Raw genomic sequence first — 17129 nt, forward strand, 5'->3', positions numbered from 1 at the left:
TCCTTATATGCCCACTTATACAGCAATGCTGATAAAATAGCAATCTCTTTTCTTACGAATTGATTACATAAAATTTACGATAAATCCATTTATTTCTTTATGGCAATATGATAGAACTAAAGAGTATACATTCCCTATGAAGGAGGAAATAGAATGAAAAGATCTTTATTTGGAACTGTGGCCGCCGGAATCATGATTTTCGGTACATTTGCCGCTCCGCTGCCTCCCGCTGCAAATGCTCAAGGCTTTACTCTGAATGAACCGAGTCAAACCATCACCTTTTCCCCGTTACAGCTACAAACCGAAACATCTGCTCAACATGCCAAAACAACCGCTTCAAGTCAAATTGATTCCTATTACCAATCTGCTGCTGGCAAATCTGGGCCTGCTCTTAAGAAAGCATTACACGATATTATTGATGATCATACGCAGCTATCCTACAGCCAGGTTTGGGATGCATTAAAGAAAACGGATGAAGATCCAAAAAATCCAAGCAATGTGCTCTTGCTCTATAGCGGTATCTCCAGGTCTAAGCAAGCAAATGGAGGAAACGTGGGACAGTGGAACCGGGAGCATGTGTGGGCTAAATCTCACGGTAATTTTGGGACGAGCCAAGGACCTGGTACAGATCTCCATCACCTTCGGGCAACAGACGTACAAACGAATAGCACACGAGGAAATTTAGATTTTGATATAGGCGGAAATGAATACAAGGGAGCTCCGGGTAACTTCTACGACAGCGACTCATTTGAACCTCATAGCCGGGTGAAAGGAGATGTAGCAAGAATGCTCTTTTATATGGCCGTCCGATATGAAGGCGATGACCGCTTCCCAGATTTAGAATTGAACAACAAAGTGAATAATGGAAGCGCCCCTCTTCACGGCAAAATGTCTGTCCTCTTGAAATGGCACAAGCAAGATCCAGTCGATCAAATCGAACGGAATCGTAACGAAATCATCTATCAAACGTACCAGCACAATCGCAATCCTTTTATTGATCACCCTGAATGGGTAAGCGATATTTGGGAATAAAAAAGAGAGGCACTGCTATGAGCAAGCAGTGCCTTTCTTTTTTTCAAGCGGACAGACGAGACAATAATCAAGGCTCTCTGATTTTTTCTCAAGCTTATAATACATACAGCAAGTCTTTCGATTTGATGTGTCTAGCAAACTTTCATCTAAATTTAAGCTGTGCTGAAAAGGATTTTGCTTCGCTCCGAAAAGATCACCCGATGCCTTCTTCAGAAACAAATAATCCTCCCGTACGCGCTCTTTCATTTTAGGCTCTTCCGTTTCTCGCATCATGCTACGGTAAAGAGAATTGATACGTACCGCTATATTTTCCCATAAAATCGAATACGGAAGTCTTGAAGTACGTTTCAATACATCTAAAAGTGGTGTGACACACTGCGTAAATAGCATGCGGACGACCTGTTCTCTCCACTCATGACGATCTCCTTCTAACTGAACAAATGAACAGAGCGTTTCATCTAGCTCAATTTTACGATCTTCTCTAAAGACACACGCCTCTGGTGAAAACCGGTAGACAGCATCATACATCGTCATCAAGTACAAAGTAGAACTAACAGCTAAATAGGCATAGCGTTTTGAAAACATGGACGCCGCCACTGCTATATTCGGTGCATGCATCGCTTCCTTTTCAGCTTCTAATAAACGTCTGATAGATGCTTCTGAAAAAAGCGCAGCAAGTGTGCGATCAGATGTCATTGGTCCATTTGTGATGTGTACCCCGAAATCAAGTAATTCTCTCTCAACCCACTCTGGCTTCATGTCAAAACCCCCATCTTTCGTTTAACGATTTCGCTGTTGATATAACAAATAAATAAAGAACGGTGCACCAATTGCCGCCGTAAACACACCTGCCGGGACATCTAACGGGAGAAAGGCCGTTCTCGCAACTAAGTCTGCCAGCATCACGAGAATACTTCCAACAAGCGCAGATGCTGGAACAAGCGCAATAAAGGAACGACCGATGATCATCCTTGCCACATGTGGCGCCATCAGTCCAACAAATTCAATACCGCCTGCGAATGCAACGGCAATACCGGCTAATGTCACACTCATCAGTAGAAAGAATAACCGCTTCGCCTGAACCTTGACTCCGAGACCTGTTGCAAGATCATCTCCAAGCTCCTTTACATTCATCGTTCTTGCCAGCACCATGACAATCGGTAAAATCATCAATACCCAAGGGAGCATTGCGATGACGTCCTTCATTGTAGAACCATATAAACTGCCCGTCAGCCAGATGTATGACTTGGTCGTGGTCATCGTATCGCTGAGCACAAGAGTAAACGTCACACACGCCTTCATAATGGCGGAAATCCCAATCCCCATCAAGACGAGCGTGATCGGCTTGACGCCTTTTTTCCATGAAAGCATATAAATCAGGCATGATACCGCAAAAGCGCCTGCAATGGCCCACAACGACTGATAAGCAATAGGCACAGTGCCCATCCAAAAGACGATGAACATAATGGCGCCAAACGACGCACCGCTCGTAATTCCTATGATGTCAGGCGATGCAAGCGGATTTCGAATGAGACCTTGTAAAATAAGCCCCGATACCGCAAGTGCCGCTCCCACTAAAACCGCAAGCAGGGTCCTTGGAATCCTCAACGTATTTAATACAAACGTATTTCCCTCGCCTTGTCCGAAGATATGCAGCAGCACATCCGTAGGCGGAATAAACCGGCTGCCCATACAAAGGCTCAGAATAAATAAACCAAAGGCAATACCTGTCAATAATAGTAAAATTAAAAACGTCCGCTTTGAAAATTGAAATGAAATGCGCCCGCCCTTTGAACGCACTGTATATGTTTTAGCCACCTGTCTTCAACCCCTTGCGCACGAGATAAACAAATAGAGGCGCTCCAGCTACCGCCGTCATGACACCAATCGGTACTTCCTGCGGCATGATCAGAAAACGAGCGGCAAGATCTGCGACAAGTAAAAGCGACGCCCCTACAACGGCACAATACGGCAGTACCCAGCGGTGGTCAGGTCCAACAAGCTTTTTCACAATATGCGGCACAAGAAAACCAACAAATCCAATGGATCCTGCGACAGCGACGGAACCACCTGCTAAAAAGACAACAAGTACCCCCATCGTCATCTTCAAAAGAAGCGTACGCTGGCCAAGCCCTTTCGCAATATCATCACCCGATAAAAGGACATTGATCGAGCGGCCAAGAAGCAGCGCCACCACAGTCGCCCCTAGAATATAAGGCAGCACAGGCAGCAGCATATCTATACTTCTTCCTGACACTGAACCAGCCATCCAGAACAGGATGCTTTGAATGGACTGTTCATTGACGATTAAAAGTCCTTGAGTAAAGGACGCAAACAGAGCAGATATCGCAGCACCTGCGAGTACAATTTTGACCGGTGTCAGTCCGTCTCTTCCAATGGAGCCTAGAAGAAAGACGAGCATACCTGCAATGGCAGCGCCTAAAAAGGCCGTCCACATATAACCTGTTAACGACTCGGTAGAAAAGAAAACAATCGAAATCACAATAAAAAAGAGTCCACCTGCATTAATACCTAAAAGATCTGGTGCAGCCAGCGGATTCCTCGTCAATGCCTGCATGAGTGCACCTGAAATCGCTAGACTTGATCCAACAACCGTCGCAATTAAAGCTCTTGATAATCTGGATGTCATGACAATGACACTGTTTGGATCTGACTCATCAAACTGAAGAAACGCATGGATGGTGGCTTTGAGGGAAATTGAGGTTTGCCCAAGAGAAATACTGAGCATAAAAAAGACCAACATCAATACGATGAATCCAGCAAATAGCAGTGCCTTGCTCGAATCCTTTTTTAATAAACTTCTCATCTGATTCCCGCTTTCAATCTGTTATGGAAAAAGGAGAAAATGGTTTTTCACATTTTCTCCTCTGCTACACTTATTTATCAAGCCCTAGACGATCATAAATATCATCAAGCATCATGTTTGCAGCGGTGATACCGCCAGCCATGTTCCAAGTGATTTCATCGACTTTATGCACTTGTTTCGCTTTCACTGCGTCAAGCTGCTTCCATAAAGGATGACTTGTCCACTCTTTATATGCTTTTTCAACTGCTTTATCCTGATCATCCATGAAGTAATAGATCACATCTGCATCCATTTGTGGAATGCTCTCTTTGTCTGTAAGTGTAATGATATCTTGCTTTTTATCTTTGACATTTTTAGGACCTTCAAAGCCTAGCTCTGTTAAAATTGAACCTGCAAACCCAGTTTGATAGATTCTTGCATGATCTGCACGGAAGTTCACCACAGACACACTCATTGGCCAGTTTTTAATGTCTTTCTTTGCTTTTTCTTTGAAGTCAGCGACACGGTCATCCCACTTCGTCAGCAATTCTTTTGATTTGTCTTGCTTGTTTAACGCTTCACCCATTAAATTCACTGTGTCTTTAAAAGTGAACACTGTTTCTGTTGCAACAGTTGGAGCGATTTCTTTCAGCTGATCAAAAATTTGCTCGTGACGGATTTTTGATGCAATGATCAAATCTGGCTTCAGCTTTTCAATTTCTTCTAAGTTTGGTTGTGTTTCCTGCCCAACAATTTTGACACCCTTTAAATCATCTCTTAAATATTTATACGTAGGTGCTTCAAGCCAAGATTCTACAACACCCACTGGTTTAATGCCCATAGCGACGGCTGCATCAGTTGCTCCTTGATACAACGTCACCACACGTTTAGGCGATCCTTTAATTTCAGTTGAACCGATAGCGCTTTCAACGGTTCTTGTTTTCTCATTACTATCTGACTTGCCTTCACTGCTATTACTGCCACAAGCCGCAAGTAATACGATGGAGAGCACAACTAGTAGCGACCAAAAAGATTTTTTGAACATGTACCTCACCTATCCATTCTATATGTAGTCATATCGTTTGATAACGATTCTCATTATCACACTATGATTTTATCATAGAAAAGGATGGTGTCAATGTAAATTTTTAAGAAAAAGGTAGAGTGTTGACTAGTTGTTCAGGTTAATTGGAACTTTTCCACATTTGGATGGTACGCCCAATCTTTTTTCCCGATTCTAGTAAAATAGACAAATGAGTATGGTTTTCTATCACTTGGTAAACAGATTGATTTTTCACCTGCTGATTTGGAAGCGCCAGATATGGATGAAATTTGTCTACGTCGTATAACTCATCCTCGCTTCCAACAAACATGCCATAAGGCTGGTCCAGCCTTGCAAATTGTTTTTGAGGTGCAGATGGCGTTAAGGCAAGAGACATATTGATGGTAATGCCTGTTAAAAGAAGTGGATCTTGTGCAATCACCCATGCTGGGTAGTGAAATCGTACAGCTTCTGAATGCCCCATCAGCCTTCCTTTTGTCATCGCAGATAGCACGAATTTCCAAACTTGAACTGTGGCAAAAGGGACTTGATTAGACTTCGCTGTGTCAGATTTGTAGCCAAATTCAGGAGCAATAAAAAAGTAACCGTCTACTTTTCTTTTTTCATCCCAAGATAGATATTGAAGCAGCAATCCAGCTCCAGAGGAATGACCACAAAGATAAAGTGCTCCTTCGTGCTGCTGTTTGATGACATCCACAACTTGCGAAATATCTTGCCACACGTCAGTGACTTTGGGTGTATCCCCCTTCTTTCCTTCAGAATATCCGTGGCCTCTCAAATCCAGCAAAAACACATTCACGTGAAAATCATGTTGCAATGTATAGGCGATATGCTCATAACCAGCCAAGCTGTGAGCGCCTCCGCCATGAATGATGATCACATTGGTCTGCGTGTTTGTTTCTGATAAAAACGGATAATAAGCAAGACGTATGCCGTCATGTGATTGAATGAACTGTCTTTCTGGAATAGCTACAGGAGCTGCTTCCTGCATACTTGTAAATGAGAACGGTTCTGTTTCGTTCATAATTAACTTTTGACCCCCAACTAGACACGAGAATGGCTAGAGCATTGCTGGCCATCCTCATGTTCGCATCCTATTTTGTCATATCCCTCAAAGGGAACGTCTTACTCTCAATAATGGCGACAATTTGTTTTAACGCTTGGTTCGCTTCGGGAATAGGGAAGACAGGAAAGACGTGATTCATTTTTGGGTATTCGATATAGTTGATGGGAACACCCTGCTTGTCTGCCATCTCTTTGAATTTCCGGGCATCTGGGAGAAAGAATTCATGAGTGCCAATAAAAACAGAAATTCGTCCTAACGATTTGATTTCTCCATAGATTGGACTGATCAAATGATGTGTTTCATCTGTATCACCTGCATAGGCTTTGCCCGATTCGATTAGTAAATCTAGGTTGAGCATTGGCTCTTTTGGAACCATTTTAGCGATATCAGGATTACTTAATGTCACATCAAGCCATGGTGATAATAGAATCAAGTTTCCAGGCTGCGGAAGACCTTTTTTTGCTAAGTATTGAGCAAAGGCCAACGATAAACCGCCGCCAGCAGAATCACCCATGATGACGATTTTTTCTGGTGTTCCTTTTTCTAAAAGAGCTTGGTAAACTGGGAGAACACTCTCGATTGCATCCATATACTGATGATTCGGTGCTTTTGGATAAACTGGCACATACACCGTACTATTTAATTGCTTCGTCAATCGATCCAAGAAACGCCAATGCCATACGAGCGGCTGCTCAATATAGCCTCCTCCATGTAAAAATAGCACCTGATGATCATCTGGCTGCACATCTGATTTCAACATGTACGTATCGACTGAAAACGCGCTGCTTTTGGTGATGTGATATTTCTTTTTCAACTTCTCAGGCAGCACATAAGGTAATTGATTCGCCATTCTTCGTTCTTCTAAATACCCCTCAACATTCAGTTTCTTCTTTGTAAGTACAAGTAACCATTCAACAAACAAACTTTGAATACTTCGCATACGATCGACCCCTATAGATAGAATGATGACAATCAATGTCTAGGAAAAGAATGGTTTCTCTTTTTCTAAAGCATAACATAAGAACTTGTGAATCCGTTAACTGTTTTGGACAGAATACTTTTTCTATACACCTATTCATTTATGAACACCTGTCTATTTATATTATATTTTCTAGATACATCATCATCAATTGTCAATCTTGCAATCATTGTTCATTAATCAACACATATTCAAAAACTGTTCATTTAAACACAAAAAGACGAGTGTTGACCACTCGTCCTTCTTCTTCCTCACTTCACTTCCTCATGCTCATGAGCAGTATCTCTTTTGCTCGCGATAAAGAGTGCACAGGTCATCGCAAGAATGGCCAGTGCCCACCAGAATGTCGATACGGCTTGTTCATGATCAATGATAATCAAACGGATGACAGCTGTGATGCCAATATAAATAAAATAGCGCAGCGGAAAATGAAAGTTGGATTTAAAGTATTTAATAATTAAGGCGATAAATTCAAAATACATAAAGAAGATCAGCAGCTCGCCAAGCATTCCATAATAGCTTTCTCCTTTGTTAAACAATGTTTTATAGACGAATTGCACGATGTACCATGTTTCACTAATTAAGAGTACGCTTAGAGCAATCGCTAGAAAGAACAGGCAGATATTCAGAAGGGCTTGCAGAAGATCAGGTACCTTTTGGAAATTGTTGAATCGTTTCATCAGATTGTTTCCCCATTCCATGATGTTGTTTTTGCTCTCTACATTTTGGTATTCCAAAATCGCAATACGATGTAGTAGGTATCGTGTTTTTCTACACTTTCAAACTGTCCATGCATTCGGGACATCATCCGCTTGATGCTTCGTTCCCCGAGTCCATTGCTTTCCGGGATGTTGTCTGTCTTTTTTATCGCATTGCTCACATGGATTTCAAAAACATCTTGGTCGGATAAAAAAGTGATCTGAATGTCCTTTTCAGGATCTGCGTATTTACGTAAGTTAGACATCACATTATCAAATACTCTGCCAAGCTCCTCGACATTCACATTGATATAGCTATCCGGCATTTCGCCTAAAATATGGACCTTGAAATTCTCCTGATGCAGCAGAGCGACCTGATCTGATAGAAGATCATAAATCACTTCTTTGACTGCAACGGTTTCAAGCTCTGACTCGTGCTCTTTATCAAGCAGAAAATAGGCAAATAGATGATCAGACAGGTTCTTTAATTGCAGTGCTTTTCCATATGCACTCGCTATATATTGCTCCTTGCGTGTATCCGCTAGAGCCTCCTCTTTTTTCGCAAATTCCAGATTCATGATCAGTGATGTCAGCGGGGTTCTCATATCATGCGACATTTCGGTCACCAAGCTGCGGCTCTCTTCCTGCAGATCATCAATAGCCTGAAGCTTGTCCAAAAAGGCTGTTCTTAAATCCTCAATGCTCTTTGCAATCATGGCCAATTCATCATGCCCCTTCACTGTCATCTCATAATCGAGCTCACCGCCTTCAAGAATATGAATCTCTTCACGGATCGTTTGCAAGTAACGCAGACTTCGGCGAATGCCAACAAGCACAATCAGGAGAAAAATGAGTGTTGCACCAAGCAGTTCTAGTGTAAAGGCGAGATCGTGATATCGAGATGAGTAAAACCCGTCTACCATAACCCTACCTTCTCCGTCGCTAAATTGAACCGGGTAAGAATGACGCTTTGCGTAGTCGGTCACCTTTTCTTTCCCATAGGCCGATTGGTCAGCGACAGAGTAAATCGAGTCATATTGAAGTACTTCATCTTTGTAAACAGTGAGATTAATATAATCTTCTTTTTTCACCCACTCACCGAATGCTTTTCGATCCGTTGAAGTTAGCTCATGTTCTGAAACGTAGCGGTTGAATTTTTGGATGTATCTGGCTGACTCTGCCTGATTATACTCATCTGAACTCAAATATCCTTCGATCAGGTGATCGGTGATCTTTTGCAATGTCAAAAAGACAATACCACTTACGATGACAGCGACTAATATAAGTAGTGACAGCTTTTGGGTCAGCGTATATTTACGATGTGCCAAACCGGTATCCTCTCCCCCATTCTGTTTTGATATACACGGGATGAGCCGGGTCATCCTCAATTTTGGCACGCAGCTTTCGGATATGCACCATGACCGTATTGTTTGAACAATAAAAATAAGGCTGCCCCCACACGCTTTCATAAATATTTTGAGCAGAAAATATTTTGTTTCGCTTGTTCATGAGCAGTTTTAATATCCGATATTCTAAATCAGATAACTTGATTTGCTGGCCACTTTTCCACACTTCATTAAATTCTTCACTCAACTTCAGGCTACCGCCAACTAAATAGGTTTCTTCCTGTTCTTTTTTTTCCTGATAGATGGTATATCTGCGCAATTGCGCCATGACCCTAGCGTGAAGCTCCTCCTCTGAAAAAGGTTTTGTCATATAATCATCTCCGCCAGCGAGTAATCCTTCTGTCTTATCCAATGTACTTGATCTGGCTGTCAGAAATAAAATGGGAACGTTTGAGGAGGCTCTTATTTGCTGGCACGTTTCTATACCGGAGATACCTGGCATCATGACATCCAAAATCACCAAATCCAGCGAATCATCTACAACATGCAATGCCTGCTTGCCATTCATGGCTCTCAACACCTCATACCCTGTACGTGTCAGAGATTCCTGCAACAGGTCACCAATATCCTGATCATCCTCTACAACTAATATTCGATGGGTCATATCTCTCTCACCTCATCCTCCATGACTTCATTCTTATATGTTATTACTATATATCATCTAGCTATGTGAAAAGATACACCATAAATCTTAAGTGTTTATGAATATGATCAATTGCCATCAAGTTGTCACATTTATTTTCAAAAAATTGGATCTTCATAAATGATTAAGAATTGACCTGTATATTGATTCATTGAAGGATCTATCTTTAGATCCAATACATGAAAAGGAGCATTAATATGAATGTAAGCAAAGTAGAACACGGACAACCAATGAGTCTCAAAGAACGGGTGCATTTTTTGGATATCGTACGAGGATTCGCCTTAATGGGGATTATTTTGGTCAACTATTTTTTGATTGTGGATTCGGTCAAGGGATTTGAGATGGAGTCTAATGATGTATTTCACAACTTGGTGAATTGGTTCGCCTCAGGGAAATTCATTACGTTATTTTCTTTTCTATTCGGGGTTGGTTTTATGATATTTATGGATCGAGCCGCTCAAAAGGTGGACAGCCCGAACAAGTTGTTTGCTCGCAGATTAACCATTCTCTTAGGGATTGGTCTTCTGCATGTCACGTTTGTATGGATTGGAGATATTTTAACCTATTATGCTGTCGCGGGCTTCTTACTGCTTTTCTTTTACAAACGCACAGCCAAAACCATCCTGTACTGGCTGATCACACTCTTTGTGATTCAATTGCTCACGCCTCTTTTCTCAATGCTGCTCAACACCATCAGAACAGGATCATCAGGCAAGCCGGATTTTGCCGATTTTGAATTGAACAGTCACAACAGTCTGACTTATTTAGCATCGATAGGTGACCGGTGGACAGATATGTTCACGATGGCTTCGAGCTCATTTTCCACCGTCTATTCCATGTTCTTCATGTTTTTACTTGGTGTGTATTTTGTGAAAATGTCGTTTTTCAAAAACATGGAGACGAAAAAAGCGATTTGGAATCGTATTTGGATGATTTGTACAATCGCTTTTCTTATCACACAAGGCAGTACGATTATGACAGCGGTCACCCCTTTTGAACATACGCCATGGATGAACATTGTCTCTGCACTTGAGCAAAATGGGGGATTGACTGGCAGTATGTTCTATATGAGTTCACTTGCGATGCTGTTTTTGCATGTTCCTCAGCTGCGAGGTGCTTTGATGATTTTTACCAAGGTCGGACGGATGTCCCTGACCTGCTATTTGCTTCACTCGATCATTGGAACAGTGCTGTTTCTGAAATATGGAGCCGGACTTGCAGATCATCTTCAACCCGCTGGTACGTTCTTCATTGGCATTGGCGTGTATGCCTTCCTTGTCCTTTTCAGTACGTTATGGTTAAAGCGATTTAAGTCTGGACCGATGGAATTTATCTGGCGTCAGCTGACGTATGGAAAGATCAATGACAAATCGAAAACAAATACATTTCAGGCGGCGAAGTAATAGAAAAAAGGCGAATTACGACAGTTCGCCTTTTTTCATGTGTTGAGTTTTTGTGTTTCAGATACAATCCGTTCATTTTATATATTGATCCATCATTTCTCGCAATTGAGTCAAATAACTCTCTTTTAATTCATCGGGGTATTCAATTTTGATATGTTTCCCAAATGAGATCAAATAGTGAGTCATATACGATAATTCTTCTTGGTTGTACCCCCCTACAATATAAGGCGTATCATCAATGATCTCCAATCTCATATTCGGATAATGATTCTTCAAAAACTTCTCTTTCCCTTGTTCCGTTAATCGACATTTAAAAGAGATATCATGATAAGTTTTTTCGTACTCGAGCTGCAGTGCTTTTAATTCTTCCTTCGTAAAAGTGTCTTTCGTTTCTTCTTCGATCATCATGTCCGTCATACAATCACATCTGTAGACGCCCCACTTTTTATTCTGAACATCAAATGCTTCGGTAAACCAAATTCCATTTCGATAAAACAACTCAAGAAATTGTAGCCTGATCCTTTTATGTTCATATTGAGTGTATGTCATCTTCACGATTTGATCTTCCATCATTGCCTGCAATATCAAATCCAAATGATTTTGTTCACTCACTGGCGCGACATGATAGTAATGAATCACATCCAAAATCTCCGTGATCCGATGTTTTCTCTCATCAGACATTGTAGCAAACAGTTTTTGACGAATCTGTGAGTAAGACTTTTTAAACGGTGTTGCTGACAACAGATCTAGGGCTTTAAGAGCGAAAAAAATGGCTTGAACTTCATCTATTTGAAAATAGATCGGAACCAATGGAGATTGATTCACGAGCCGATATCCTCCATGTCTGCCATTTTCAACATAAAAAGCTAAGCCCATGGACTCTAGCTCTTCCATATCTCTTAAAGCCGTACGTTTAGAAATACCGAATTCCGCTTCTAAATCTTTTAATTGAAATGAGTATTTATCGCTTAAAAAAATAAGCTCTTGGTTTAATCGTTCTGATTTTTTCATTTGATTTTCCTTCTGAAAAAGGTGCCATGTTGTGTCACCTTTTTATTTTATACTCAGTTTATCAAAAGAAAAGGAGCATGTATATGCAAACACTAATCATTAACGCGCACCCAGATTTCACTCATCGAGAAAGTTATTCAAACAAACTGCAAACACTATTTTTAAAGCAGTTTAAAGAAAGATTTCCTCATGAGGAACCAACCATTTTACATTTATATGGAACTGAAGTTCCTCGTATCGAAATAGACCAGCTGCTAGGAATTTGGGATAAGCAAGCATCTGAACAATCATTAACAGCTGCCGAAGAAAAAATCGCCGCTGCTTCATCTGCTCTATTGGCTCAATTCAAAGCACATCATCGAATTGTGATTGTATCACCTGTTCATAATTTCAATGTGACTTCACGAATGAAAGATTATATAGATAATATCTTAATTGCTAGAGAAACGTTTAAATATACAGAAAATGGTTCAGTTGGTCTGATGACTGACGATTATCGTGTACTTTTGCTTCAAGCAAGTGGCTCAATTTTCACAAATAATGATCGGTACACACCACTGGAATTTTCATATTATTATCTAAAGGAAATTTTCCAAAACTTGATGGGCTTTCAACAATTTCATATTGTCCGGGCACAAGGGACAGCGATTTTAGAGCAAGATGTGATCTTACAATCTGCATCTGATGATATGACGAAAACCTTAGATGCGTTTTATGCACCTCGTTAACCTCTATTTTTTCAAGACCCCGAACGAAAAATTTTGCTCACTTGTCATCAATCTTATTTTTTCGTTTTGGGGTGACTCCTATCTGCTAGTACAAATATTATTGATGACTAATGCTGCCGTTTCACTCGGATGGCTAAGAGGGAAATGATGGCCATACGGAACAAAATCAACCTTCCCAAGATGCGATGGCGCAGAATAGCCTCTGTCATACTCCCCCCAAATCATGTGAAGATGATCCTTTGTAACTTCTTTAAAGTCACCTTGATCGGTTTTCAGTAATAAATGGTTAAGCTGAACCGTCGTATTTAAAATTCTAGGAGACGTAAAGCTGTTTCTGGTTTTTTCAATATAATGTTCAGGGATGCTCTCCGTGCTTTCAAACAAACCCTTTCTTAACACATAACGCTCTATCATTTTAGGAGTTGCTAATTTTAATGACCATTTGTTCATCCATTGTGGAACATTTAGCGATTTAGCATTTTTTTTAGCAACAGGCGGCTGAAGTAAAGTGATGGAATACTTCTTATCTATATACTTTTGTGCCAAAGCTTCTAGAAGAATATACGCACCGAATGAATGGCCGATTAGATGTGCACCATTCGTCGCTTTCTCTATTACTTTTTTCACTACATTTAAATAGATATCTAGAAGATGTTTCTCTCGTTTAAAAGGAGAACGCCCCAAACCAGGAAGATCCAAGATCCATACAGGTTGACCTGTTTTCTCATGAAGCTCTTGTGCTAAAGGAAATATATCTTCTCCATCACTCAATAAACCATGTAATAAAATAAACGGCTTCCCCTTTCCTTGTAATTGGTAAAGGGTCGTGTTATCGCATAATGTTCGTTTAAATAAATGATGCTGCTCACCATGTTGATCCATCATTCGATAATCTAGATCAGCTACTACAGCAGGGAAAAATGTCATGACACTCGTCTTCTTAAACCAATCTTCTCCCATTATTTTTTTCGCTGAAACATTTGAAAACGTTCGTTTTGTCATAAAATTCAATCCGTCAGAAGGAATGTTTGTGAGTTTACTGACACCACTCTTCATGATAGCTTTCATCAGTGGCATAGGAACAGAAATGCTAGGTGCCTTCATATTCATACTTTCTGACATCATACTTAATAGTCCAGCAACGTTCTGATCGTGCTCTTTGTCTTCAACAAGTGTATATGTTTGAATAGCCGGCTGCTCCAACTTGAAAACCTGTACAATACACTTCGCAAACTCATCGTTTGAAATAAGTGGTAACCGATAGTCCTTACCTCCAGGAATCACCGGCATGAGCCCTCTTCGCATACTCTTTACAAGCAAACCCAATCCTGCAATTTGCTCTGTACTCCCTGTTTGACTACTTCCAACGACAGTTGGCGGATTAATGATAGAAAGCGGATAACCTACTGCTGATGCCTGCTGACGAATATAAAGATCTGCTAAAAACTTTGTTCTCTCATAAGGATTTTTTATTTTCAAGTAATCGTTTCCTTCTTCAAACACGTCGATGGCAATCTTGCTATTTTGATCATCAAAGGGACTCATATAACCGACAACATGGATAAATTGCTGCAAGCCCTTCAATTGATGAATTCTTTTAGCTAATTCACTTATATGTTTGGCGCCATTCAAAAAGACGGAAGCTGCCTCGTTACTGGTCGCTTGAATATCCATAGGGCCTCCTGCGTGAATGATCACATCCGTTTTCAATACCCTCTCCTGATCTTCAGGACTTAGACCCAAATCGACTTTCGTCAAATCACCTTCAACAAAGTGCATCACTGCCTCTTTTAAAATGCCTCTTTCTTGAAAAATGCGTGTTGCTTTAATTTTTGACCTCACTAAAAGAAGAATGTTCACATCCTCTTTCGCTAATTCTTCGACTAATTGCTTTCCGATAAACCCTGTTCCACCAATTAAAAATACTGTTTTCATATGAGGTCTCCTTTTTAGTACTAAACAGTACTAATTTGATGTAAAAAAAATGCTTCTTTATCGAAGCAAGTTAAATAAATGATCTGCTGTTTTTGTAATGACAGTGGCATCCTTCAATGTTTCTGAAATAAATAACGCTCCTTCAAGATTTGTCATAAAAAGTGATGCCACTTCATCAATATGAATCGTCTTTCTGAATTCTCCATTCTCTACCCCTTGTTTTAGTAACAGAGAAACTTTCTTTTGTAATCCTGTAAAAAAAAGACCTATTTTTTCTTTTATTTGTGTGGCCTGTGCAGGACTTTGAATATAAAGAGTAATAAATGGACAGCCGCCCTTATACTCTCTCGACTGAACGCCTTGTGATAATTGCTTTAAAAACATTTGGGTACGATCTTCAACTGAAAATTGGGTCTGAGACAGTACGTCATCCATTGCAGCTTGATACATATCAATCCAATAATCAACGACCCCTTCTAATAATTCTTCCTTATTAGAAAAGTGATAGTACACATTAGACTTTGACACTTTGCTTACACGAACTAATTCATCCATACTTGTATAAGCAAACCCTTTTTCTAAAAATAAAGTTGCAGCTACTTCAAGTACACGTTTTTGATTCATTAATTTTATCTTTGTCATGATTAGAACTATACAGTACTAAATTATATGTTGCAAGTATTTATGATCATTTAGAAAAGAGTTTGATGAAAAATGCGTCCACAGAAAATTATGATGGCTTTAATGATAATCATGATGTGTTTGGAGGGATTGACCTGACTTCACGAACGACATTATTTCTGTGATTCCATCATGAATGTGAGTAAGAGCTATTTTTTGAGGGTTCATACTGTATTTTTTCCCCACTAAAAAACACAACGCCATGAAGGGTTTTAATTAACAAGTGGTATCACTCGAAATTAAATGTCTTCAAAAAGCGTTGTGTTTCAATGTCTTTATTAACCGATTGAACCTTCCATCTCAAACTTAATCAAACGGTTCATTTCAACGGCGTATTCCATTGGTAGTTCTTTTGTGAATGGCTCGATGAAGCCCATGACGATCATTTCTGTTGCTTCTTCTTCAGAAATTCCGCGGCTCATCAAGTAGAATAGCTGCTCTTCTGATACTTTTGATACCTTCGCTTCGTGCTCTAATGAAATGTTGTCGTTTAAGATTTCATTGTAAGGGATCGTATCAGATGTTGATTTGTTATCCATGATGAGTGTGTCACACTCGATGTTTGAGCGTGCACCCTCTGCTTTGCGTCCGAAGTGAACGATTCCACGGTATGTGACTTTACCGCCTTGTTTGGAAATCGATTTCGATACGATCGTTGAAGATGTGTTTGGTGCAAGGTGAATCATTTTTGCACCTGCATCTTGGTGCTGACCTTTACCTGCTAAGGCAATACTTAATGTCATACCACGAGCGCCTTCACCTTTTAGGATAACCGCTGGGTATTTCATTGTCAGCTTAGAACCGATGTTTCCATCAATCCATTCCATTGTTGCATTCTCTTCACAAATCGTACGTTTTGTCACAAGGTTGAAGACGTTGTTTGCCCAGTTTTGAATCGTTGTATAACGGCAGTAGCCGCCTTTTTTGACGATGATTTCAACAACCGCACTGTGAAGTGAGTTTGTTGTGTAAACTGGAGCTGTACAGCCTTCTACGTAATGCACGTGTGCGCCTTCATCAACGATGATCAGTGTACGTTCGAACTGACCCATGTTCTCAGAGTTGATTCGGAAGTATGCTTGAAGTGGTGTATCTACTTTTACGCCTTTTGGTACGTAGATGAATGAACCACCAGACCATACAGCCGAGTTAAGCGCAGCAAATTTGTTGTCAGTCGGAGGAATGACTTTTGCCCAGTGCTCACGGAAGATGTCTTCGTTCTCTTTTAATGCACTGTCTGTATCTTTAAACACAATGCCTAAATCTTCAAGATCTTGCTTCATGTTGTGATACACAACTTCAGATTCGTACTGAGCAGATACACCTGCTAAGTACTTTTGCTCTGCTTCTGGGATCCCAAGCTTATCAAAGGTTTGTTTGATTTCTTCTGGTACTTCATCCCAAGAACGCTCAGAGCGTTCTGATGGTTTTACGTAGTACGTAATTTCATCAAAGTTTAATGCATTTAAATCTCCGCCCCATTGTGGCATCGGCATGTTGTAAAAGTGCTCAAGAGATTTCAAACGGAAGTCGAGCATCCACTGAGGCTCTTCTTTCATACGAGAAATTTCTTCAACGATCTCTTTTGTCAGTCCGCGCTCTGAACGGAAAATGGAAACGTCTTTATCAGAAAAGCCGTATTTATATTCACCAACATCTGGCATTTTTTTAGCCATCC

At 40.5% G+C, this 17129-nt stretch carries 16 protein-coding genes; 3 read left to right on the top strand and 13 right to left on the bottom strand.

The window, feature by feature from the left end:
- Window positions 1-153: 153 nt before the first annotated feature.
- Entirely contained in the window at window positions 154-1032 is an 879-nt protein-coding gene (locus LCD34_RS06405; protein WP_017367997.1) for an endonuclease I family protein, read from the top strand.
- 15 nt (window positions 1033-1047) lie between these two features.
- Here the strand turns inward: LCD34_RS06405 and LCD34_RS06410 are convergent, their stop codons facing one another.
- From LCD34_RS06410 to LCD34_RS06450, 9 genes are all read right to left on the bottom strand, one after another.
- On the bottom strand, window positions 1048-1791 hold the full coding sequence (locus LCD34_RS06410) for an IucA/IucC family C-terminal-domain containing protein (RefSeq protein ID WP_217816331.1): 744 nt from the start codon (window positions 1789-1791) through the stop codon (window positions 1048-1050).
- Window positions 1792-1812: 21 nt separating this feature from the next.
- Entirely contained in the window at window positions 1813-2850 is a 1038-nt protein-coding gene (locus LCD34_RS06415) for a FecCD family ABC transporter permease (RefSeq protein ID WP_217816330.1), read from the bottom strand.
- Window positions 2843-3859, bottom strand: a complete 1017-nt coding sequence (locus LCD34_RS06420) for a FecCD family ABC transporter permease (protein WP_007500383.1) — start codon at window positions 3857-3859, stop codon at window positions 2843-2845. Before LCD34_RS06420 ends, LCD34_RS06415 begins: the two co-directional genes overlap by 8 nt.
- A gap of 70 nt (window positions 3860-3929) precedes the next feature.
- Complete coding sequence (locus LCD34_RS06425; protein ID WP_007500381.1) at window positions 3930-4883, bottom strand: ABC transporter substrate-binding protein; 954 nt, start codon at window positions 4881-4883, stop codon at window positions 3930-3932.
- A 139-nt stretch (window positions 4884-5022) separates the two neighbouring features.
- Complete coding sequence (locus tag LCD34_RS06430; protein WP_061420116.1) at window positions 5023-5925, bottom strand: alpha/beta hydrolase; 903 nt, start codon at window positions 5923-5925, stop codon at window positions 5023-5025.
- Window positions 5926-5995: 70 nt separating this feature from the next.
- Window positions 5996-6907 carry an alpha/beta hydrolase gene (locus LCD34_RS06435; protein WP_045034561.1) on the bottom strand — a complete coding sequence of 304 codons (912 nt, stop codon included), beginning with the start codon at window positions 6905-6907 and terminating at the stop codon, window positions 5996-5998.
- A 290-nt stretch (window positions 6908-7197) separates the two neighbouring features.
- Window positions 7198-7626 (bottom strand): phosphate-starvation-inducible protein PsiE, encoded by a 429-nt coding sequence (gene psiE, locus LCD34_RS06440; RefSeq protein ID WP_008346998.1) that lies wholly within the window; start codon window positions 7624-7626, stop codon window positions 7198-7200.
- A 38-nt stretch (window positions 7627-7664) separates the two neighbouring features.
- Window positions 7665-8972 (bottom strand): sensor histidine kinase, encoded by a 1308-nt coding sequence (locus LCD34_RS06445; RefSeq protein ID WP_224558684.1) that lies wholly within the window; start codon window positions 8970-8972, stop codon window positions 7665-7667.
- Complete coding sequence (locus LCD34_RS06450) at window positions 8959-9654, bottom strand: response regulator transcription factor (RefSeq protein ID WP_048003170.1); 696 nt, start codon at window positions 9652-9654, stop codon at window positions 8959-8961. The genes LCD34_RS06445 and LCD34_RS06450 overlap by 14 nt, the downstream gene beginning before the upstream one ends.
- A gap of 236 nt (window positions 9655-9890) precedes the next feature.
- On the opposite strand from LCD34_RS06450, the gene LCD34_RS06455 reads away from it, so the two are divergent.
- Entirely contained in the window at window positions 9891-11096 is a 1206-nt protein-coding gene (locus tag LCD34_RS06455) for a DUF418 domain-containing protein (protein WP_108611709.1), read from the top strand.
- Window positions 11097-11168: 72 nt separating this feature from the next.
- Here the strand turns inward: LCD34_RS06455 and LCD34_RS06460 are convergent, their stop codons facing one another.
- On the bottom strand, window positions 11169-12107 hold the full coding sequence (locus LCD34_RS06460) for a helix-turn-helix transcriptional regulator (protein WP_048002051.1): 939 nt from the start codon (window positions 12105-12107) through the stop codon (window positions 11169-11171).
- An 83-nt stretch (window positions 12108-12190) separates the two neighbouring features.
- On the opposite strand from LCD34_RS06460, the gene LCD34_RS06465 reads away from it, so the two are divergent.
- Window positions 12191-12835, top strand: a complete 645-nt coding sequence (locus LCD34_RS06465) for an FMN-dependent NADH-azoreductase (protein WP_108611710.1) — start codon at window positions 12191-12193, stop codon at window positions 12833-12835.
- A gap of 78 nt (window positions 12836-12913) precedes the next feature.
- On the opposite strand, the gene LCD34_RS06470 is transcribed toward LCD34_RS06465, so the two are convergent.
- From LCD34_RS06470 to sufB, 3 genes are all read right to left on the bottom strand, one after another.
- Complete coding sequence (locus LCD34_RS06470; RefSeq protein ID WP_224558685.1) at window positions 12914-14770, bottom strand: alpha/beta fold hydrolase; 1857 nt, start codon at window positions 14768-14770, stop codon at window positions 12914-12916.
- 57 nt (window positions 14771-14827) lie between these two features.
- Window positions 14828-15394 (bottom strand): TetR/AcrR family transcriptional regulator, encoded by a 567-nt coding sequence (locus tag LCD34_RS06475; RefSeq protein WP_224558686.1) that lies wholly within the window; start codon window positions 15392-15394, stop codon window positions 14828-14830.
- 335 nt (window positions 15395-15729) lie between these two features.
- Window positions 15730-17127, bottom strand: a complete 1398-nt coding sequence (gene sufB / locus LCD34_RS06480; protein ID WP_017368012.1) for a Fe-S cluster assembly protein SufB — start codon at window positions 17125-17127, stop codon at window positions 15730-15732.
- Between the last annotated feature and the right edge of the window lie 2 nt (window positions 17128-17129).

The sequence above is a fragment of the Bacillus sp. RAR_M1_44 genome (genome assembly GCF_020165935.1).
GTDB lineage: Bacteria > Bacillota > Bacilli > Bacillales > Bacillaceae > Bacillus > Bacillus altitudinis.